This window comes from Pseudomonas sp. HB05, from assembly GCF_016756915.1.
Lineage (GTDB): Bacteria > Pseudomonadota > Gammaproteobacteria > Pseudomonadales > Pseudomonadaceae > Aquipseudomonas > Aquipseudomonas alvandae.
The window spans coordinates 150,837-172,704 of sequence record NZ_JAESPG010000004.1 but is presented as its reverse complement, the minus strand read 5'-3'; the positions used below and the strand labels follow the sequence as shown (position 1 = coordinate 172,704).

The window sequence follows — 21,868 nt, the reverse complement described above, 5'->3', positions numbered from 1 at the left end:
TTACCGGACCTCCACGGGTGTGCCCTGCAAACGCTCCAGGGCTTCATTCACCGATGGCGGCATGAGCTGGCGCAGGCAGTTGTAGTGACCGAAGCGGCAGGTGCGATCGAAGCATGGACTGCATTCGATGCCCAGGCGCACGACTTCGACCTTGTCCGCCAACGGCGGGGTGAAGCCTGGGGAAGTGGAGCCGTAGACCGCCACCAACGGACGGTTCAGCGCGGCGGCCACGTGCATCAGGCCGGAGTCGTTGGACACCACCGAATCAGCGCAGGACAGCAGGTCGATGGCCTCGGCCAGGGAAGTGTCACCGCTGAGATTGACCGACTCTTCCCGCAGGCCGGGGATCAGCCGCGAGCGGATGTCTTCGCCCACCGAGTGGTCGTTTTTCGAACCGAACAGCCAGACTTGCCAGCCTTCGCGAATCTTCGCCTCGGCGACTTGGGCGTAATGCTCCGCCGGCCAACGCTTCGACTCGCCGAACTCGGCGCCAGGGCACAGGGCCAATACCGGGCGATCCAGGGTCAGGCCGAACTTGGCCAGGGCCGCTTCACGCGTCACCGGGTCGATCTGCAGACTCGGCCGAGGATACGGCTTGGGCAACTCGGCGCCCGGCTCGTAGGCCAGGGCCATGAAGCGCTCGATCATCAGCGGGTAGCGGTCTTTGTCCAGGGCGCGCACGTCATTGAGCAGGCCGTAGCGAAATTCGCCACGCCAGCCGGTGCGCTTGGGAATATCGGCAAAAAACGGCACCAGCGCCGATTTCAACGAATTGGGCAGCAGGATCGCCTGGTCGTACTGGCCGACCAGGGATTTGCCGATACGCCGGCGGGTCGCCAGCTCCAGCACGCCATGGCCGAGCGGGAAGCTCAAGGCCTTGCGCACCTCGGGCATGCGCTCAAGGATCGGCCGGCTCCACTCCGGGGCCAGGACGTCGATTTCGCACTGCGGGTGACGCTGCTTGAGGCACTGGAACAGTGTCTGCGCCATCACCATGTCACCGACCCAACTGGGCCCAACGATCAGAATATTCATGTGGCTTCCAAAAACGATACGGGGAGGCCTACGCCTCCCCGCCTCGAGAATCACTGTGGCTTAGGTCGTTGCCTGTGGCCCTAATCTACAACACACCGCCAATCAACTGTGGGGGGCGACTTACTTGCGACGGAGCCAGCCCATTCAACACCTATGTCGCCTGACCCACCGCTATCGCGGGCAAGCTCGCTCCCACAAGGGACCTGCATCTGTCCTCAGCACGGTGCAACACCGCCAATCCACTGTGGGAGCGAGCTTGCTCGCGATGAGGCCTGTACATCCAACATCAATGTTGCCTGACGCTCCGCTATCGCGAGCAAGCTCGCTCCCACATTTATTCAATACTCAGCTCAGTCCCAGCTCCCGCCAGATCCGCATCACCTGCCGGCGCTCGTCCACGAACTGGTCGCCTGCGATCACCCCGGCGTCTTTCTGCAAGGCCTGGCGATGGGCGGCGGAGCGGTAGGCCTTGTAAGCCTCGCGCAACAGCGTGGCATCTTCGGCAGGCATCAACCCGACCTCCTGCAGCCCGTCCAGGATGCGGATGTTATCGGTGTAGCGCACCAGCGAAGGATGCTCCTCGGACCACGCCAGAGCCGCGTATTGCACCATAAATTCAATATCGACGATACCTCCGGCATCTTGCTTGAGGTCGAAGGGTGCCGTGGCTTCGAAGGCATTCGGCGCGGTCCCGGCGGCGGTGGCCTTGCTGCCAAGGTTGTCGCGCATCTTGGCGCGCATTTCGCTCACCTCCTGGCGCAGCGTCGGCAGGTCCCGCTTGCGTCCCAACACCTGGACGCGAACTTTCTCGAAGGCCTGGCCCACATCCTGGCTACCCACCAGCACCCGCGCGCGCACCAACGCCTGATGCTCCCAAGTCCAGGCTTCGTTCTCCTGGTAGCGGGCAAACGCCCCCAAGGAGCTGACCAGCAAACCCGATGCGCCGGATGGTCGCAAACGCATGTCCACTTCATATAGCTGCCCGGAGTTGGTCTGGGCCGTCAGCAGGTGGATGATCCGCTGGCCGAGCCGGGTAAAGAACTGGGCACCGTCGATGGGTTTCGGGCCATCGGTTTCCGCCTGCGGATCGCCATCGTGGATAAACACCAGGTCCAGGTCGGAACCATGCCCCAACTCCAAACCGCCGACCTTCCCATAACCGACAATAATGAACCCCGGATCGCACAAGCTGCCGTCGGTACGCAACGGCACGCCATGCTTGGCCGCGGTCTGGCGCCAGGCGAGCGCCAGCACTTGTTCGAGAATCGCCTCGGCCAGCCAGGTCAGGTAATCGCTGACTTTCATCAAAGGCAGGCTGCCGGCGATTTCCGAAGCCGCCACCCGCAGACGGTGGGCCAGCTTGAAGTGCCGCAACGCCTCCATCTGTTGCTCCAGATCATCCTCGGGAATACGCGTCAGGCGTTCACGAAGCTCCGCCGCCAACTCTGGCGCCAAGGGCGGCTTGAACAAGCGACCTTCGTTGAGCAATTCATCGAGCAGCAAGGGGAAACGGGTGATTTGTTCAGCGATCCACGGACTCGCCGCGCACAGCGTCAGCAAGCGACGCAGTGCACCGGGGTTTTCTGTCAGCAACACCAGATAAGCCGAGCGACGAGCCACGGCCTCCACCAACGGCAATACCCGCTCCAGCACCAGGTCCGGATCAGCATGTTCCACCGCCTGGGCCAGCAGGCGCGGAATGAAGGCGTCCAGGCGCTCACGTCCCAGGCGCTGCATGGCGCGTAACTGCGGACTCGAGCGCAGCGCCGCAAGGGCCTTCAGTGCCTTGGACGCATCGGCGAAACCGCCTTCTTCCAACTGGCGACACGCCGCTTCCTCATCCTGGCTGTCTTCCCACAGCGGCAACCATTCGCCCCCCACCGCCACTTCGCCTTCGCTGCCCTCTTCTTCATCGGGATCGGCGATGACCTGGCCAAAATGCCAGGCCACGCGCCCGCGCCAGTACATCAGTTGTTCGTGAAACGCACTCCAATCAGCAAAGCCCAGCATGAACGCAATGCGCGCCTGATCCTGGGCACTGTCCGGCAGCATCTGGGTCTGGCGGTCGGCGATGGCCTGGATCGCATGTTCGGTATAACGCAGGAACTCATAACCTTGGCGCAGCTCATCAATCACCTTGGCCGGCAAGTACCCCTGCCCCTCCAGCGTGCTTAACACTTTGAGCAGCGGCCGCTGCTGCAAGCTCAAGTCGCGACCGCCGTGGATCAACTGGAACGCCTGGGCAATGAACTCCACCTCGCGAATGCCGCCCGAACCCAGCTTGATGTTGTCGGCCATGCCCTTGCGCCGCACTTCTTGCTGGATCAACTGCTTCATGGTGCGCAGCGCTTCGATGGCGGAAAAATCCAGGTAACGGCGATAGACGAACGGGCGCAGCATGTCGAGCAGTTGCGCGCCGGCCACCTGGTCGCCCGCCACCACCCGCGCCTTGATCATGGCGTAGCGTTCCCAGTCGCGCCCCTGGTCCTGGTAATACTGCTCCAGCGCGTTGAAGCTCAGCACCAGCGCACCGGCCGAGCCGTAGGGACGCAGGCGCATGTCGACGCGGAACACAAAGCCATCGACGGTCATCGGGTCGAGGGCCTTGATCAGGCGCTGGCCGACGCGGATGAAAAACTCCTGGTTATCCAGCGGCCGCTTGGCGCCGACGGTTTCGCCGCCCTCGGGGTAGGCGAAGATCAGGTCGATGTCCGACGACAGGTTCAGCTCCACCGCGCCGAGCTTGCCCATGCCCAGGATGACCATCTGCTGCGGCTCGCCACTGCGTCGACCGGTGGGTGTGCCGAACTGTTGGCTGAGACGCTGATACAACCATTGATAGGCTTGGTCGATGCAGGTGTCGGCCATGTCCGAGAGGTCCCGGCAGGTCTGGACCAGATCGGCCTGGCGGGTCAGGTCACGCCAGATGATCCGCACCTGCTGGCGGGTACGCTGGCGACGGAGGACGCGGCCCAGTTCGTCTTCGGTTTCGGCGGCCTGTACGGCGGCACCAATCTGCGCGCACATTTCACCGGGCGCCAGGCTGCGGTCCAGTTCGCCGCTGCGCACCAGTGCCAACAGCATCAAAGGATCTCGTACACTTTGCTCGATGACGAAGTCACTGGCGGCGGTAACGCGGTTGAACTCGGCCCAACGCTGCGGCGTCCAGGTCGACAATCCATGATCGTCGTCAAGGAGCGCGACCGCCGCGCGGAACGACTGCTCGGCGCGACTGACCAATGACTGGAGAATTGCCGGCATTTCGGCAAGCGAGGGCAGGCTCATGGTCTATCCTTGATCGGCGCGGGAAAGGCTGGATGTAGTGTTTTTACAGAAGACACTACCTGATCGACTGTCGAACAAAGATGATAAATAGCTGATTTTCTGATTTTATTGGCAGCCGGCATCAAGTTTTTACCTGTTCGAGTTGGCAAATGACCAACAGTAACGATTATTCTCACAACGAAACGAGGGGCCATCAGCCGCTCATGTGTAGTTTTACTACTCGTCTATACATTCGAAAGGCTGAAACGGCCGACGATTTGTAGTAAAACTACACGCCGCCGAAACAACCTTCGGCAATCCAAGAATTTATATCGTCTGCCCACAAGGCCAGTCGCAAACTCAGGCAACCGATTCTGGTAGCCTTTCCGCCCTGGAGCAAGCCATGCAAGACCTCGATCCCGTCGAAACCCAGGAATGGCTGGACGCCCTGGAATCGGTTCTCGACAAAGAAGGCGAAGACCGTGCTCATTATCTGATGACCCGTATGGGTGAACTCGCAACCCGCAGCGGTTCGCAACTGCCCTACGCCATCACCACGCCGTACCGCAACACGATCCCCGTTACCCACGAAGCACGCATGCCTGGCGACCTGTTCATGGAACGCCGCATTCGCTCGCTGGTGCGCTGGAACGCGTTGGCCATGGTCATGCGTACCAACCTGAAAGATTCTGACCTGGGCGGTCACATCTCCAGCTTCGCCTCCAGCGCGACGCTGTATGACATCGGCTTCAACTATTTCTTCCAGGCCCCGACCGACGAGCACGGCGGCGACCTGATCTACTTCCAGGGTCACGCATCGCCAGGCGTCTACGCCCGTGCGTTCATGGAAGGCCGCATCACCGAAGACCAGATGAACAACTTCCGCCAGGAAGTGGACGGCAACGGCCTGTCCTCGTACCCGCACCCTTGGCTGATGCCTGATTTCTGGCAGTTCCCGACCGTTTCCATGGGCCTGGGCCCGATCCAGGCGATCTACCAGGCGCGCTTCATGAAGTACCTGGAAGCCCGTGGCTTCATCCAGCCAGGCAAGCAGAAAGTCTGGTGCTTCATGGGCGACGGCGAGTGCGACGAGCCGGAATCCCTGGGCGCGATCTCCCTGGCCGGCCGCGAGAAGCTGGACAACCTGATCTTCGTCATCAACTGCAACCTGCAGCGCCTCGACGGCCCGGTTCGCGGCAACGCCAAGATCATCCAGGAACTCGAAGGCGTGTTCCGTGGTGCCCAGTGGAACGTCAACAAAGTCATCTGGGGCCGTTTCTGGGACCCACTGTTGGCCAAGGACGTCGACGGCATCCTGCAACGCCGCATGGACGAAGTCATCGACGGCGAATACCAGAACTACAAGGCCAAGGACGGCGCGTTCGTCCGTGAGCACTTCTTCAACTCGCCTGAACTCAAGGCCATGGTTGCGGACCTGTCCGACGACGAGATCTGGAAGCTCAACCGTGGTGGCCACGACCCGTACAAGGTCTACGCGGCGTACCACCAGGCGGTCAACCACAAAGAACAACCGACTGTCATCCTGGCCAAGACCATCAAGGGTTATGGCACCGGTGCCGGCGAAGCGAAGAACACCGCGCATAACACCAAGAAGGTCGATGTCGAGAGCCTGAAGCTGTTCCGCGACCGCTTCGACATTCCGGTCAAGGACAGCGAGCTGGAAAACCTGCCGTTCTTCAAGCCCGAAGAAGGCAGCGCCGAAGCCCGCTACCTGGCCGAGCGCCGCGCAGCCCTGGGCGGTTTCGTGCCACAGCGCCGCGCCAAGAGCTTCAGCATCCCGACCCCGCCACTGGAAACCCTCAAGGCGATCCTGGACGGCTCGGGCGACCGTGAAATCTCCACCACCATGGCCTTCGTGCGGATCCTCGCGCAACTGGTCAAGGACAAGGAAATCGGCCAGCGCATCGTCCCGATCATCCCGGACGAAGCCCGTACCTTCGGTATGGAAGGCATGTTTCGCCAGTTGGGCATCTACTCGTCCGTCGGCCAGCTCTACGAGCCAGTCGATAAAGACCAGGTGATGTTCTACAAGGAAGACAAGAAGGGCCAGATCCTCGAGGAAGGCATCAACGAAGCGGGCGCCATGAGCTCCTTCATTGCGGCCGGTACTTCGTACTCCAGCCACAACCAGCCGATGCTGCCGTTCTACATCTTCTACTCGATGTTCGGCTTCCAGCGCATCGGCGACCTGGCCTGGGCCGCTGGCGACAGCCGTACCCGTGGCTTCCTCATCGGCGGCACTGCCGGCCGCACCACCCTCAACGGTGAAGGCCTGCAGCACGAAGACGGCCACAGCCACATGCTGGCCGGGACCATCCCGAACTGCCGCACCTATGATCCGACCTACGGCTACGAGCTGGCGGTGATCATCCAGGACGGCATGAAGAAGATGACCGAAGAGCAGCAGGACGTCTTCTACTACATCACCGTGATGAACGAGTCCTACCAGCAGCCAGCCATGCCGGCCGGCGTGGAAGCAGGCATCGTCAAGGGCATGTACCTGCTCGAGGAAGACACCCGCGAAGCGGCGCACCACGTCCAGCTGATGGGCTCCGGCACCATCCTGCGCGAAGTGCGTGAAGCAGCGAAGATCCTGCGTGAAGAGTTCAACGTTGGCGCCGACGTCTGGAGCGTCACCAGCTTCAACGAGCTGCGTCGCGACGGCTTGGCCGTAGAGCGCAGCAACCGCCTGCACCCTGGCCAGAAGCCAAAGTTGAGCTACGTCGAAGAATGCCTGAACGGCCGCAAAGGTCCGGTCATCGCCTCCACCGACTACATGAAGCTGTTCGCCGAGCAGATCCGCCAGTGGGTTCCTTCCAAGGAATTCAAAGTGCTGGGCACCGACGGTTTCGGCCGTAGCGACAGCCGCAAGAAGCTGCGTCACTTCTTCGAAGTCGACCGTAAGTTCGTTGTGTTGGCAGCCCTGGAAGCCCTGGCTGACCGTGGCGATATCGAACCTAAAGTGGTGGCCGAAGCCATCGCCAAGTTCGGCATCGATCCAGAAAAACGCAACCCACTGGACTGCTGAGGAGAATTTTCGTGAGCGAACTCATTCGCGTACCTGACATCGGCAGCGGTGAAGGTGAAGTAATTGAACTGTTTGTGAAGGTCGGCGACCGTATCGAAGCCGACCAGAGCATCCTGACGCTTGAGTCGGACAAGGCCAGCATGGAAGTGCCTGCGCCGAAGGCCGGTGTGATCAAGAGCCTGAAAGTGAAGCTGGGCGATCGCCTGAAAGAAGGCGACGAACTGCTGGAGCTGGAAGTCGAGGGCGCCGCTGCGGCGCCTGAAGCGGCCGCCCCTGCTGCTGCCCCGGCAGCGGCTGAAAAGCCTGCCGCCGCGCCGGCTGCCGAAGCGGCTCCCGCTCCGGCCGCCGCGCCTGCCGCTGCCACGGTCCAGGACATTCACGTCCCGGACATCGGTTCGTCGGGCAAGGCCAAGATCATCGAAGTCCTGGTCAAGGCCGGCGACACCGTCGAAGCCGACCAGTCGCTGATCACCCTGGAATCCGACAAGGCCAGCATGGAAATCCCTTCGCCAGCCGCCGGCGTGGTGGAAAGCGTCGAGGTCAAGCTGGAAGACGAAGTCGGCACTGGCGACCTGATCCTGAAGCTGAAAGTAGCGGGTGCCTCGGCACCTGCCGCACCAGCCCAGGCCGCTGCGCCGGCCGCCAAGGCTGAAGCAGCACCAGCGCCAGCCGCCGCGCCTGCGGCCAAGGCCGAAGCAGCGCCTGCGCCTGCCCCTGTCGCCGCCGCGCCTGCGCCTAGCGGTGCCAAGGTGCACGCCGGCCCTGCGGTGCGTCAGCTGGCCCGTGAATTCGGTGTCGAGTTGTCGGCCGTCGGCCCAAGCGGTCCTCACGGTCGCGTGCTGAAGGAAGACGTGCAGGCCTACGTCAAGGCCATGATGCAGAAGGCCAAGAACGCTCCAGCCGAAGGCGCCACCGGCGGCGCGGGCATCCCGCCGATCCCGGCGGTGGACTTCAGCCGCTTCGGCGAAACCGAAGAAGTGGCCATGACTCGCCTGATGCAGATCGGCGCGTCGAGCCTGCATCGCAGCTGGCTGAACATCCCGCACGTGACTCAGTTCGACCAGGCTGACATCACCGAGCTGGAAGCTTTCCGCGTCGCGCAGAAAGCCGTGGCGGAAAAGGCCGGCGTCAAGCTGACCGTACTGCCGCTGCTGCTCAAGGCCTGTGCGCACCTGCTCAAGGAACTGCCGGACTTCAACGCCTCCCTGGCCCCAAGCGGCAAGGCGGTGATCCGCAAGAAATACGTGCACATCGGCTTTGCCGTCGACACCCCGGAAGGCCTGCTGGTACCGGTCATCCGCAACGTCGACCAGAAGAGCCTGCTGCAACTGGCTGCCGAAGCCGCTGCCCTGGCCGAAAAAGCCCGGAGCAAGAAGCTCACCGCCGACGACATGCAGGGCGCCTGCTTCACCATCTCCAGCCTCGGCCACATTGGCGGCACCGGCTTCACGCCGATCGTCAACGCGCCGGAAGTGGCGATCCTGGGCGTTTCCAAGGCAACTATCCAGCCAGTCTGGGACGGCAAGGCCTTCCAGCCGAAGCTGATGCTGCCACTGTCGCTGTCCTACGATCACCGTGTGATCAACGGCGCCGCCGCCGCGCGCTTCACCAAGCGCTTGAGCGACTTGCTGGGCGATATCCGTACCATCCTGCTGTAACACCGAAAGGCCCTCTTCGCGGAGGGCCGTTCGGCAGTCGTTTTCCGAGCGCCACGCTCGTACCTCAACCCCGCCCATTTGGCGGGGCTTTTTTTGGGTTGGATAAAACTGTCTTATCCAACCACGACTTTTCCTACTCCGTTACGCAACAAGACCTACTTCTTCTATTAGCCATTGCCCACAACAGACGCCCCCTCCCCTCTAACTCTTTATCGCGCGCAACGCTTTAGCATAGTTCCGACCGCCTACTAACAGCCCTCAACCACCAAACACTTCTTATAACTTCGAATGGATTCGAACATGTTAAAGCCTACTGTCGGCCCTCTTCTTGGCCATACAACAACCGATCACGCGCGTGTATTTCTACGAGGCGATAAAGACAATAACAATCCCGTCTTCGCCGGCATTCGCTACAGGCGAAAAGGCGACATCGCCTGGTCAAGAGGAAAGTTTGTCCGACTGTTTTCCTACCGCGACTTTTCCGCCGTCATCGTATTGAAAGGTCTCCAGTCCAATACCGCTTATGAATACCAGGCCGGCTGGAAATCCACCTTGAGCCCGGCCCATACCGTCGAAACCATCCTGGAATTACCATTGCAATGGCCCAAGGACGTTTATCAACTGCGCACACCACCCGACAAGAGCGACGCAGCGCGCAGCTATATCGTCGGCTCTTGCCGATACCTTCGGATCACCGCTGGCGTCCCATCGCGACCAGCGCTGGGGGACCGCACGTTCGCCGGCATCAACCGAATCGTCGAACAGGCCGATCCGCCAATCAGCGCCGTGCTGATGACCGGAGACCAGGTTTATCTCGACGACTTGAACATCATTGCCCCGGACCGCAGCCACAAGGACATGTTATTCAAATACCGCACGGCGTTTTCCCAACCCCACATAAAGAAGTTGATGTCCAGCGTTCCCACTTACATGATGCTCGACGATCATGAAATAGAAGACAACTGGCCGACCAACAGAAACAAGAACGATGAATCACTTTATGCAAATGCCCTGGACGCCTATGAGACTTATCAAGCCAGCCATAGCCCGGCCCATGAACTTTTAAGCGACGGCACGCTAAGCCAAGCCCTGCCCCGTTATTGGTATTTATTTGCCCACGGCGATATCGAATGGTTCGTGACCGACAGTCGGACTCGCCGCAACCTGTCGATGGAAGACCGGCGCATCCTGGATGCCGAACAGGAACAATCGCTGCTCGACTGGCTGATCAACAGCACCGCCCGCGTCAAGTTCGTCGTCACCAGCGTCATGTTCTACCCCGACCGTCGACTCAATGGCGGGGACGCCTGGCAGACCTTTCCGGCGCAGCGCCTGCGACTGCTGGAGGCCATCCGCAGCCATCGAATCAAGAACGTGATTTTCGTGTCTGGTGACGTGCATGGCTCCCTGACGAGCCTGTTGGCGCATAGCCAGGATCCTGACTTCCAGGTTCATACCATCGTTTCGTCGCCGTTTTGCAACAGCAAGCTACTGCCCTACGCCAAGGCCTCGACTTTTATTTTTGGTAAACCCATGGCCCGGGCTCCAAGCGGTGAGTACCAATATGAACTGACCAGCAAGGTGATCAGCCAGGACAACTTCGCTCAGCTGAAAGTCACGGCCCAGAGCGTTCAGGTAACGTTTCATGACCGTGACGGCGCTCCGTTGGAGGTCGTCGATATACCGCTGCGCTGATCGGCGGCAGGCCAATGAATACCTCTGATCGGTTGGCAACTGGAGAAATCCCTTTGTCGGCCGATAAAAGGTTTATAGCACTTGGCCTTCATGTCTCTTGTCAGCCAGGGCCGCAATGATGCAACCTTGCGGCAATCCGTAATGACGAGGGCGTCAGCCCGGCGCGATCAGCATTTTCGAAGCGAGTTTCCCCATGAAAAGCCAACCCGATGCCGCCAGCCGTATGGCGGCCGAGGTAGTGACGCAGTTACCGGTGCCCTCGCGGCTCGGTATGCTGCGTTTCGAACGGCTGAATGAAGCAAGCTGGGCGCTGCTGTTCCTCGACCCCAACTGCGAACGCTACTTCGGCTTGCCGGCCGTGGAACTGTGCTCACTGGTCAGTTCGCCATACGCCAGCCTGATGGAGCCGGAAGCGCGCTATCAGTTGCATGACGCAATCCAGCAGCAACTGGCCCAGGCGTCCCACTACCTGATCCGCTATACGCTGCACACCGCCAAGGGGCCGATGAACCTGCTGGAGACCGGTGAGGCCTACAGGCAGCACAATCGTCACCTGCTGCGCGGTTATCTGTTGGTCGTCGACGACCTGCTGCAAGACGAGCCGTCCTTGCCGGCCGTCGATCTGGAAACCCAGAACTCACGACTGCAGATTGCCCTGGAACTGAACCAGCGCGCCCAGCAGGAACAGCTCCAGCACCTGGACCGGGTCCGCGCCCAACAAGACTTGATCCTGCTGCTGACCCGCCAGCGCTACAGCGCCAACAACTCGCTGCAAGAGGCCGCCGAGCTGATTACCCGCAGCGCCTGCGATATCTACCAGATCGACTGCGCAAGCATCTGGAACCTGGAAGACGGCAAACTGGTGCCGATCTCGGCCTATAACCGCGCCTCCCAGGACTACTTCCTTCCGGATGTCATCAACGCCAACGACTTTCCAAATTACATGGAGGCACTGCAGACCTGCCGAGCCATCGATGCGCACAATGCGATGCGCGACCCGCGCACCCGGGAAATGGCCGAGAACCTGCGGGCCCGCGACGTCAACGCCATTCTCGACGCCAGCATCCGGATCGATGGCCAGGTGGTCGGCGTCCTATGCCTGGAACAAGTGGGCGTCACCCGCGCCTGGCAGTCGGACGAAATCGCCTTCGCCGGTGAACTGGCGGACCAATTCGCCCAAGTCATCAACAACCACAACCGCCGCACCGCCACCAGCGCCCTGCATCTGTTCCAGCGCGCCGTGGAACAGAGCGCCAACGCGTTCCTGCTGGTCAACTGCGACGGCGTGGTGGAATACGTCAACCCGAGCTTCACCGCCATCACCCAGTACACCACCGAGGAAGTGCACGGCCAACGGCTGTCCGAGCTGCCAGCCCTGGAGAACCTCAGCGAGCTGCTGTTCGATGCGCCCTCAGCCCTGGCCCAGAGCAACAGCTGGCAGGGCGAATTCAAGAGTCGGCGCAAGAACCTCGAACCCTACTGGGGCCAGCTGTCGATTTCCAAGGTCTATGGCGACAACCGCGAACTGACGCACTACATCGGCATCTACGAAGACATCACCCAGACCAAACTGGCCCAGCAGCGCATCGAGCGCCTGGCCTATACCGACAACCTGACCAACCTGGGCAACCGACCGGCGTTCATTCGCAACCTCGATGAACGCTTCGCCCGGGACAGCGACTCGCCCATCAGCCTGCTGCTGGTGGACATCGACAACTTCAAGCGCATCAACGACAGCCTCGGCCACCAGACCGGCGACAAACTGCTGATCAGCCTGGCCCGGCGCCTGCGCAACAGCCTGAGCCCCAGCGGCAGCCTGGCGCGCTTCGCCAGTAACGAATTCGCGGTACTGCTGGACGACACCGACCTCGAGGCCGGGCAACAGATCGCCAGCCAGTTGCTGATGACACTCGATAAGCCGATGTTCGTCGATAACCAATTGATCAGCGTGACCGGCTCCGTGGGCCTGGCCTGCGCGCCGCTGCACGGTCGCGACCCGCAGACGCTGATGCGCAACGCCGGCCTCGCCCTGCACAAGGCCAAGGCCAACGGCAAGCATCAGGTCCAGGTGTTCACCGAGGCCCTGAACGCCGAGGCCAGTTACAAGCTGTTCGTGGAAAACAACCTGCGCCGGGCCCTGACTCAGAATGAACTGGATGTCTTCTACCAGCCCAAGCTCTGCCTGCGCAGCGGTCGCCTGCTGGGCATGGAGGCGCTGCTGCGCTGGAACCACCCAGAGAAGGGCATGATCCGCCCGGACCAGTTCATCAGCGTGGCCGAAGAAACCGGCCTGATCATCCCCATCGGCAAATGGATCGCCCGCCAGGCCTGCCGTATGAGCAAACAGCTGACCGCCGCCGGCCTGGGCAACCTGCAAGTGGCGATCAACTTGTCACCCAAGCAGTTTTCCGATCCGGACCTGGTGGCCTCGATTGCCAGCATCCTCAAGGAAGAACAATTGCCCGCGCGGTTGCTGGAGCTGGAACTGACCGAAGGCCTGCTGCTCGAAGCGACCGAAGACACCCACCTGCAGCTCGACCAGCTCAAGCGCCTGGGCCTGACCCTGGCGATGGATGACTTCGGCACCGGTTATTCGTCCTTGAGCTATCTGAAGAAATTCCCGATCGACATCATCAAGATCGATCGCAGCTTCATCCATGAGATCCCGGACAACCAGGACGACATGGAAATCACCTCCGCGGTGATCGCCATGGCCCACAACCTGAAACTCAAGGTCGTGGCCGAAGGCATCGAAACCGCCCAGCAGCTCGCCTTCCTGCGCCGCCATCGCTGCGACGTCGGCCAAGGCTACCTCTTCGACCGGCCGATCCCCGGCACAGAGCTTATCGAGAAGCTCAAGCGCTACCCGCGCGGCCCGCTGGTCTGACAGTCGCTTATAGCTTGCGGCGGCTTTTCTGAGGCACACTGACGGTCTATTTCGCTCAACTCAATCTGACTGAGAGGACTGATGATGGTCTTGCGCTCGGAAATCCTGGTGAACAAAAACGTGCTCCCTACTCCCGATCAAGCTCTTCCCGGCCGTGAAACCCCGATGGCCGTGCCGGAAAAACACTTCGTCCACGACGCGCCGCTGCTGGGCCCGTTTGCCATGGACGTGGATTTCGCCATCTTCGGCCTCGGCTGCTTCTGGGGCGCGGAGCGCAAGTTCTGGCAACGTGAAGGCGTGGTCAGTACGGCGGTGGGATATGCGGGCGGCTTTACGCCGAACCCGACCTATGAAGAGGTCTGCTCTGGCCTGACCGGCCACAGCGAAGTGGTGCTGGTGGTCTACGAGCCGGCGAAGGTCAGCTACGAGCAGCTTCTGAAAATGTTCTGGGAACTGCACAACCCGACCCAGGGCATGCGCCAGGGAAATGACATTGGCACCCAATATCGCTCGGTGATCTATTGCACCACGCCCGAGCAACTGGAAGCGGCGAAGAACAGCAAGGACGTGTTCCAGGCTGAGCTGAACAAGGCCGGTAAAGGTGAAATCACTACCGAAATCGACGAGGCGCCGACGTTCTACTTTGCCGAGGCGTATCACCAGCAATACCTGGCCAAGAACCCTGAGGGGTATTGCGGGATTGGCGGCACGGGCGTGACTTGCCCGATCTGACGTTCTGGTCCTGAAAAGCTTCGCGAGCAAGCCCGCTCCCACAGGTCCGGTGGCGTACACAACTCTTGCGTACGCCTCAGATCCCCATGTGGGAGCGAGCTTGCTCGCGATAGCGGTGGATCTGGGGCGGTGATGTTGGATGTGCCGCCGCCATCGCGAGCAAGCTCGCTCCCACAGGGGCCCGGGGCGGACACAGATGTTGCGTACACCTCGACACCCCATGTGGGAGCGGGCTTGCTCGCGAAGGCGTCCTGCCTGTCGACCTGAATGCATCGGCTCAGCGATCAGCTTTCAGCGATCAACCAATCCATCTGCCAGCCACCCTGGGTCTGCCCAAGCTTCTTCGACAACCACGGCAGCAACTCACGCAACTCTTCCTCAAGCCCCCATGGCGGGTTGGCGATGGCCAGGCCGGAGCCGTTCAGGCTGTTGGGCGTGGCCAACGGATGCACGAGCAACTCCACCCGCAACAACTTCGGCGCGCCTGTGCCCGCCAGGTCCTGATAGAAACGACGCAACATGCGTTGGTCTTTCACGGGATACCAGATCGCCGCCACCGTCTGGCGCATCCGGCCGATGGCCTCCTTGAGCGAGGCGGCGCAACGCTGCATCTCGTCAAGCTGTTCGAACGGCGGATCGATCAGCATCAGCGCGCGCTTCTCTGCCACCGGCAGCAACGCACGAGGAACGTGCCAGCCTTCGCCCAGATGCACCGCCACGCGACGATCACCCTTCATGTTGTCCTTGAGCAGCACGCCGTCCTCCGGATGCTTCTCGTTGAGCAACACCCGATCCTGCGACCGGGTCAGGCGCCGCGCCAGCTCCGGTGAGCCAGGGTAATAGCGCAACTGGCCGTCCGGGTTCATCTCGTGCAGCACCTTCATGTAATCGGCGGTCAGGGGCGGCAGGTCGTCCTGATCCCATAACCGCGCGATGCCTTCCAGGTATTCACCGGTGCGATTGGCCTGGTCGCCCTGCAAATCGTAAAGCCCGATGCCCGCGTGGGTATCGAGGTAGGCGAAGGGCTGCTCCTTGCGCGACATCAAGGCGATGAGACGAGTCAAGGTCAGGTGTTTGAACACATCGGCGTGATTGCCGGCGTGGAAGGCGTGGCGATAATTCATGGCGGCTCCTGCGAAGGGCGACGAGTTTACCTTGAAGCGCGTCGAACGTCAGGGGTTCGCGGCCGAGCGGCAGAACCGCCCGCCGTGGCGAGGGAGCTTGCTCCCGCTGGGCTGCGCAGCAGCCCCTTTTCCATCCGGCCGCCCGCTACCGATCCGAACCTACACCGTCCTACACTCATCCCCTATCGGAACTACAACGGAAGGCTACAGTGCCTTGCGCCGTTGCCTACAACTAAGCCAGAATCCGCCGGCTTGTGCGCCTTGGAGGCCACCGGTACTTTGATTCCGTCACTGCCCATCAGTGATCGGGTTTAGTAGCTCGGTATTCCAAGGTGCTCACCGCTCCATTCAGCTGGGTGTTTTTTACCTGTGCTCAATGGTGGCTGTGCGCAGGGCGCCCTCGGGCGCGCCGGTTCCTTGGATCCCCGGTCTACTAACCTGCGTACAGCTGCCGCCCATCTCGTTTAGTAGCGGATTGGCAGTGGCTCCAACTTAAGGATCCAAGACTATGTCCAAGCCAACGCCGAATCCCCCGAAAGACCACATTTCCCGCACTCAATCGACCAACGCCAAGAAACTCGACGAAGCCGCCACCCGCGCCCTGGACTATTACCTGAAGCCAAAAGCTGAGAAAAAAATGTCCAACACCCCTGATACCCTTTTCGTCATCGCCCCTGACATCGACGCCGAATGCCTGCTCGCCAACCTCAGCGAAACCCTGGCCTCGGCCAACGCCATGGTCAGCGACCTGGCCTTCGACCTGGACGGTTCCCGACGACATATCGCGCTGGGGGTGCAACAGATGATCGAGTTGAGCCAGTTGCTGGCGAACCGGGCATTGGATGTGGTTGACCCGATATAGGGTCTGCGGTCCTGGGTTTGCTCGATAGCAAATGGACAAACCCAGGCAGCTATATGGCGCGAGTGGAATTCAGTGAATCGACACGTACCCGGACAGGAGCAACAAAAACCCAGCCCCGCGCGTGATATAGAAATCGGATCGACACGGCAGCAAGCCCCCTCCCACCGAACCGAACTATCACCGAACCCAACCTACCCATTTGCCTAATCCGGTCATGGAAAACAGGAAAAAACCATTAACCAGCCCAACTAAATAAATAAACTGTATCTTTCGTCTCAATCGCGCTGAAAACTCCTTGTAATCCTCGCAATCCAACTCACCACTCTTCAAAGCGCGCGATGAGAACAGAAGAGTAGCACCCACGCTGATCATCAAAAAAAACCGGGAGCAAGGATCTCTACCATTAAATATCCTTCGCGACAAAAAGAACCTGCTCCGGCTAAAACCAGAAACGATCTCATCCATTCGAAAATATGAAAAATACAATAACAGGACGACGACTATAAGCTCTACCAACATAATTATTCCGACGCTCAGGAAATACAGTAATTCAATATCGCTTCTCACCAGTAAGTACCTCCCTGGGATCTGCCTGCTTCATCATCGAGCCCCTTCCTCACCCTGAGATACCAGTCACACCGGCTGGCCCAATGTCGTTATTCCATTACTCGCGCTTGGCATCGGATTATTTCAGCCAACCTGCCACTACCCCAACCACACCTACACCCAATAAAAATACGGCTCCCACCAACCCCACTGAGTAAAGAAACCTAACCACCCTGAGCAGGCTTTTTGGAAAAAATATAAAATCCTCTCGACTCAACTCGCCTTGTTTGATCGCTCGCTCAGGAAACAGCAAGAAAGCACCGACACTTAACATCGTAAAGTAGTCACCAAGCACTCCTTCACCCACCGCCGTCCGCCTCCGCCTTAGACCGCTTGAGCTGTGCAGCGCCCCAAACACCTCATCCTTTCGAAAGAAAACCAAATATATTTGCCCAACGAAAAATACCGCACCCAGCAAAAAATCCCTCCTCCCGCGACAAGCAAAAAATTAGTTTCCTGCTCACTTCTCATTTGGTTATTCCATCGTAAATAATCTCTCCGGCGCCTTCCCCGACATCGGCCATCCACTTGATTTTTTGAATATACAAACTACGACTTAAATTCCTTAGCAACTCATTCATTCGAAAAAATATCAGATACAAGCCACAGAACACAACGACTAAAGTTGAAGCCAAAACAAACACCCAGAACAATGCATAAATTTCTTTTTGCGCACTCATCCAGCCTCCACCCGCTACGTCTCCAAGTTTTTTCCAGCTTCCATAACTGAACAGCGGACGTTTATGGCTTTAATATCCAACCCATATTTTTCCCGACCTCAACTAATAGATACATCAATCCCAACAGGAAAATTGCACCCAACGTACCCCCCCTAAACAGCCAAACAATTTTTCTGGGCAACTCATTGAAATCTTGTTGGTCTAACAGTCCCTTTTTTATCTGTCCGCTCGGAAACGTCACCATTGCAGACATAATAGCCAGTATTAAAAAGCCCCCCCAGAACGTCCCCAAAAGCCAGCGCATGGAACTAATCGCTTTAGACCGCTTAAAAAAACACATAAAAACAGCCAGTCGAAATGCAGCCAAATAAAAATAGACACCTGCAACAAACAGAATAATAAAACCCACCAAAACGAGTGCAACCTTATAAGCATCAACCCAAAGAGCCATTACTTATTAGCCTCGTATATTATTTCGCCAATTCCTTCTCCTGCCATCGCCCCTATTTCTCCGCCCACTAATGTTGACGATCCAACAACGATGGCACAAATAACTCCTCCCCATCCAAGCGAGCCGGCCCCAATAGCAACACAAACGCCGGCTCCACCTAGAGTGCCTACAGCGCCACCCCCAAGCGCACCACTAAACTTCCCAGCCTCAGTAAACTTAACCCGCTCACATTCCTCCGCACTGCCCACCCGACACGTCTCCTTCACCTTCAACCCCCAAGCCGCCGCCCCCAACCCAATTCCAATCCACCCCCCAGCCTTGATGTACTTACTGGCCCGACTCACCCCCTCGATATGCGTTGCATACCCCGGAATCCCACCCGCCACCCCAGCCTTGCTCCAGTGATGCACCAGGCTGCGATTGGAAATTCCCAGCGCACTCTTGAGCTTTGGATGGCTGGGAATGCCCGTGCCCTTGCGCACCAACGGCCCGAGGCTGTTGTCGATTTGGCCCATCAGGCGTTTGCGTTCGGCGAAGAAGTCGGCGCCTTGCAACTTCCCGTGTTTGTCAAAGGTGCGCTGGTGCAGTTGTTCCAGCTCCACCATGTTGCTTTTCAAGCTGCCCAGGTGCTGGCCGAACATGGCTGCGCCGATGCCCACCGAGGTGGACCCTTTGGCGAGGAACGATTCGATTTCACCGTGGTGCTGCGCCATGAAATCCGCTTCGGCGTCGCTCATGGGCGCCAGCGCTTCGTTGACCTTCTGGGCGGCCTCCATCAGCAGCGCTTCTTCACGGGTGCATTGGGTGTTTTGTGGGTCGCTCAGGACGATGAGCTGACCGGGTTTGACCGCGTCGCCCAGTTGCGGATTCAAGCGGTTGAAGTTGGACGGGAGCGAGACACCTGACTCCATGAACAACCACCGCTCCAGTTCCGAGCGGGGCATGGCCCGTTCGACGATGTGGAAACCCGGTTCTACGCTTTTTGCCGAGTCCGGCGCTGGGGCCTGGCGCTTGGACTGCCCACCGGGCGGCGACAGGTCGCAGGCGCCATCCTTGCAGCACTCGCACTCCTTGCAGAACGGTGCGGGGCTTTTCAAGCTTTGGATCTGGGCGTGAGAGAGGCGCGGGGCTGGGGCCGCGGCGAGTTTTTCCAGGGCACCCGGCGCAACGGGGTCGGCGCTCGTTGCGACCATCGGCGCTCCGCCGACCTGGATCGGCACGCTGCTGAAGATTCCGCCCGGGCCGATGTTGATCCAGTGCCCGCCGGCCTGGACGGTCGCGCTGGCACCCGCCTCCAGCACGACTTGCTGACCAGCGCTGACACTGAATCCCCCGGCGGCGTTGAGGGCCTGGTTGGCGACGCGGATGTGCCGATCGCCGGTCACCATCAGGTGATCGTCCTGGCGAACTTCAACCTGGCGTCGACCTTCAGTGATGCGCTGCTCGCCGCCCTTGAGTTCGTGCCGGGACAAACCACTGACAACGATGCTGCGCTCATGATCGACCTGCACACGCTGGTCATGCAGCACATGCTGGGTCCAGTTGCGCTGCGCCCGCAGGTAGATTTCCTCGGCGCCCTTGCGGTCTTCGATGCGCAATTCGTTGTAGCCACCGCCGCCGGGGCTGCTCTGGCTGCGCAGGATACTGCGAGTCTTGTCCGCCGGCAGGTCGAGGGGCACCGGGTTGGCACCGTTCGGCAAGCAGCCCACCACCAACGGTTTGTCGACGTCGCCGTCCATGAACCCGACAAGGACCTCCATCCCTACCCGAGGGATCATCACACTGCCATAGCGATCGTGCGCCCAACCGGTCGCCACGCGTAGCCAACAACTGGAATGCTCGTCGCGCTCGCCGTCACGGTCCCAGACCAGTTGCACCTTGACCCGCCCGAACTCATCGCAATGGATCTCGCTGTCCATCGGCCCCGTCACCACCGCCGGCTGGAAACCGTTGACGGACGGCTTCTTGTGCTGCAACGGCGGACGAAAGAAAACCTCCCACGGCGTTGCGAGGAAGGCGTTGCGGTAGCCTTGGAACTCATCCCGGCCGGCGGAGGCGGTTTCTTCCAGCACTTGCGGTTGTCGACCATGGTGATCGACCTGCGTCAGCAACCACAGGTCGTTCCATTGCGTGCGCGGGTGCTCTTTGATGCGCATGAAATGCCCGCTGACAAAAGCGCTGTCATCGCAGTCGCCCTCTGCCAGGTGCCCGTCGGCGCCATGCCGTTCGAGGGTCCGCCGGACCGAATGCTTGCCATCGTCGCGGTCGGTGAACGGACCTGGGTAGTGATAGTTTTCCAGCGTCGGAAGTCTCTGGCTGTCGAGATTGGCCTGCAATAGCAGGCCAGGCTTGCGAAAGTCATAGCCGCGCAATGTCACGGCCGTGGTGCCGGTCTGGAGCCGCACCGCCAAGCGCTTGATGGCCGGCTCGACGGCGGCCATGCCACTGCCAGGCAGATACAACGTGGATTCGGGCAAGCGCGAGAACACCGTCTGGTCATCACCGAACACCAGCAGATGGCCGTCAGGGCTGTGGCGGAAGTGGTAATGAATGCCGACTTCGGCGCAAAGACGCTCAATGAAAACCAGGTCGCTTTCGCCGTACTGCACGCAATATTCACGCTCGGGATATTGTCCGCCAAGGCTGAACTGGAAGGCATCGGCCAGGATGCCGTGGTCCTTCAAGACGAGGGCCACGATATCCGGCACGCTCAGGTGCTGGAAAATCCGTTGGTTGATGCGATGACGCAAGTACGCCAGGCGAGGCACCAGCGTGATTTGATAGCGGGTCAGCCGCTTGCCCGAGTCGCCTTGGGCCACAGCGTAGACCTGGCCGTGAATGCCACCGCCCCGGTCATCGAAACCCAGGAAGGCCTGGCGATGAAGCAGTTCCTCCAGCGGCAGGTCAGGCCGCTCGCTGACCAGCTCCAACTCGAAGCAGTAAGGCTGGCTGATGGCTTCCTTGCCTTTGAACTCAAGCACCTTGAGGTCGTTTGGCCCGCTGTCGAGCGTCAGCGTGAAACGCGGTAGGTTGGCAGGCGCGAACATCCGATGTGCCTCTGCGAAATAAAGGCGGGCGATTGTGCATGACTCATTGAGCGAGTTGACCGGATGTCATGAAAAACAGATTTCCCCTACATCCAAGAGGCTAAAAGCTGCGGAGCGCGTTGCAATTTCTGATAGACACGCCTGCCTAAAGTCTTCGTACGAAAGAATCAGCGGCTTCTTACAAGACAGCGGGCCTTGTATCGCGCAAAGCCGTGATAACGTCCCTCCGTCGTAAAAAGCCAAGGACGCACCCCATGACAATCCGCTACACGAAAATCGCAATGATCCTGGCACTTGCCGCTTTCGCCTTCCTGACTGTGTTCAACAATGTCACGGACTACAGCTCCAACTTCAATTTCGTCCAGCATGTGCTGAGCATGGACACCACCTTTCCCGACAATGCCGCCCGGTATCGCACCATCGACGAGCCCTGGATGTGGCACGGTGCTTATTGGCTGATCATCCTCGGCGAAGCGATGACCACGGTGTTGCTGGCCTACGGCGCGCTGAAACTCTGGCGGGCACGCAGGGCGGATGGCCTGGCTTTCAATCAAGCCAAGGGGTGCGCCGTCGTCGGGCTCACGGTGGGATTCTTCGTCTGGTTTTTCGGCTTCATGGTCGTCGGCGGCGAGTGGTTCCTGATGTGGCAATCCGAGACCTGGAATGGCCAGGATGCTGCGTTCAGGTTCTACATGGCGCTGTTGGGCGTGCTGATCTTTCTCAACCAACCCGACACCCTGGACCATCAGCCATAAAAAACGGCCCGTTTCCAATGGAG

13 protein-coding genes and 1 pseudogene are annotated in these 21,868 nt (G+C 59.9%); 7 read left to right on the top strand and 7 right to left on the bottom strand.

Features of this window, described 5'->3' with window-relative positions:
• Positions 1 to 1,035 carry a lipopolysaccharide heptosyltransferase II gene (gene waaF, locus JMN22_RS06405; protein ID WP_030140216.1) on the bottom strand — a complete coding sequence of 345 codons (1,035 nt, stop codon included), beginning with the start codon at positions 1,033 to 1,035 and terminating at the stop codon, positions 1 to 3.
• 345 nt (positions 1,036 to 1,380) lie between these two features.
• Positions 1,381 to 4,320: a bifunctional [glutamate--ammonia ligase]-adenylyl-L-tyrosine phosphorylase/[glutamate--ammonia-ligase] adenylyltransferase gene (glnE, locus tag JMN22_RS06400; protein WP_198797237.1), complete on the bottom strand. Its 2,940-nt coding sequence runs from the start codon at positions 4,318 to 4,320 to the stop codon at positions 1,381 to 1,383.
• A gap of 382 nt (positions 4,321 to 4,702) precedes the next feature.
• Between glnE and aceE the strand changes: the two genes are divergently transcribed.
• The 5 genes from aceE (at position 4,703) to msrA (ending at position 14,320) form a co-directional block, all read left to right on the top strand.
• A complete protein-coding gene (gene aceE / locus JMN22_RS06395; protein ID WP_030140218.1) occupies positions 4,703 to 7,348 on the top strand; it encodes a pyruvate dehydrogenase (acetyl-transferring), homodimeric type in 2,646 nt (881 codons plus the stop codon).
• 11 nt (positions 7,349 to 7,359) lie between these two features.
• Positions 7,360 to 9,006 carry a dihydrolipoyllysine-residue acetyltransferase gene (gene aceF, locus JMN22_RS06390; protein ID WP_198797238.1) on the top strand — a complete coding sequence of 549 codons (1,647 nt, stop codon included), beginning with the start codon at positions 7,360 to 7,362 and terminating at the stop codon, positions 9,004 to 9,006.
• 300 nt (positions 9,007 to 9,306) lie between these two features.
• Complete coding sequence (locus JMN22_RS06385; protein WP_030140921.1) at positions 9,307 to 10,701, top strand: alkaline phosphatase D family protein; 1,395 nt, start codon at positions 9,307 to 9,309, stop codon at positions 10,699 to 10,701.
• A 193-nt stretch (positions 10,702 to 10,894) separates the two neighbouring features.
• Positions 10,895 to 13,588 carry a putative bifunctional diguanylate cyclase/phosphodiesterase gene (locus JMN22_RS06380; protein WP_030140922.1) on the top strand — a complete coding sequence of 898 codons (2,694 nt, stop codon included), beginning with the start codon at positions 10,895 to 10,897 and terminating at the stop codon, positions 13,586 to 13,588.
• A gap of 84 nt (positions 13,589 to 13,672) precedes the next feature.
• Positions 13,673 to 14,320 (top strand): peptide-methionine (S)-S-oxide reductase MsrA, encoded by a 648-nt coding sequence (gene msrA, locus JMN22_RS06375; protein ID WP_030140923.1) that lies wholly within the window; start codon positions 13,673 to 13,675, stop codon positions 14,318 to 14,320.
• Between the two features lie 284 nt (positions 14,321 to 14,604).
• Here msrA and JMN22_RS06370 read toward each other — a convergent pair whose 3' ends face one another.
• On the bottom strand, positions 14,605 to 15,444 hold the full coding sequence (locus tag JMN22_RS06370; RefSeq protein ID WP_030140924.1) for a 23S rRNA (adenine(2030)-N(6))-methyltransferase RlmJ: 840 nt from the start codon (positions 15,442 to 15,444) through the stop codon (positions 14,605 to 14,607).
• A 508-nt stretch (positions 15,445 to 15,952) separates the two neighbouring features.
• Here JMN22_RS06370 and JMN22_RS06365 point away from each other — a divergent pair.
• The gene (locus JMN22_RS06365) at positions 15,953 to 16,306 is read left to right on the top strand and encodes a DUF6124 family protein (RefSeq protein WP_198797239.1); all 354 of its coding nucleotides are present in this window, start codon (positions 15,953 to 15,955) and stop codon (positions 16,304 to 16,306) included.
• 685 nt (positions 16,307 to 16,991) lie between these two features.
• Here JMN22_RS06365 and JMN22_RS06360 read toward each other — a convergent pair.
• From JMN22_RS06360 to JMN22_RS06345, 4 genes and pseudogenes are all read right to left on the bottom strand, one after another.
• The gene (locus JMN22_RS06360; protein WP_198797240.1) at positions 16,992 to 17,330 is read right to left on the bottom strand and encodes a hypothetical protein; all 339 of its coding nucleotides are present in this window, start codon (positions 17,328 to 17,330) and stop codon (positions 16,992 to 16,994) included.
• A 49-nt stretch (positions 17,331 to 17,379) separates the two neighbouring features.
• On the bottom strand, positions 17,380 to 17,592 hold the full coding sequence (locus JMN22_RS06355) for a hypothetical protein (protein WP_198797241.1): 213 nt from the start codon (positions 17,590 to 17,592) through the stop codon (positions 17,380 to 17,382).
• A 61-nt stretch (positions 17,593 to 17,653) separates the two neighbouring features.
• Positions 17,654 to 18,043 (bottom strand): hypothetical protein, encoded by a 390-nt coding sequence (locus JMN22_RS06350; RefSeq protein ID WP_030140928.1) that lies wholly within the window; start codon positions 18,041 to 18,043, stop codon positions 17,654 to 17,656.
• 1,040 nt (positions 18,044 to 19,083) lie between these two features.
• A pseudogene (locus JMN22_RS06345) lies at positions 19,084 to 21,090 on the bottom strand (type VI secretion system Vgr family protein); the annotation flags it as partial.
• A gap of 254 nt (positions 21,091 to 21,344) precedes the next feature.
• Between JMN22_RS06345 and JMN22_RS06340 the strand changes: the two are divergent.
• Positions 21,345 to 21,845: a DUF2165 family protein gene (locus JMN22_RS06340; protein ID WP_198797242.1), complete on the top strand. Its 501-nt coding sequence runs from the start codon at positions 21,345 to 21,347 to the stop codon at positions 21,843 to 21,845.
• Positions 21,846 to 21,868 lie beyond the last annotated feature (23 nt).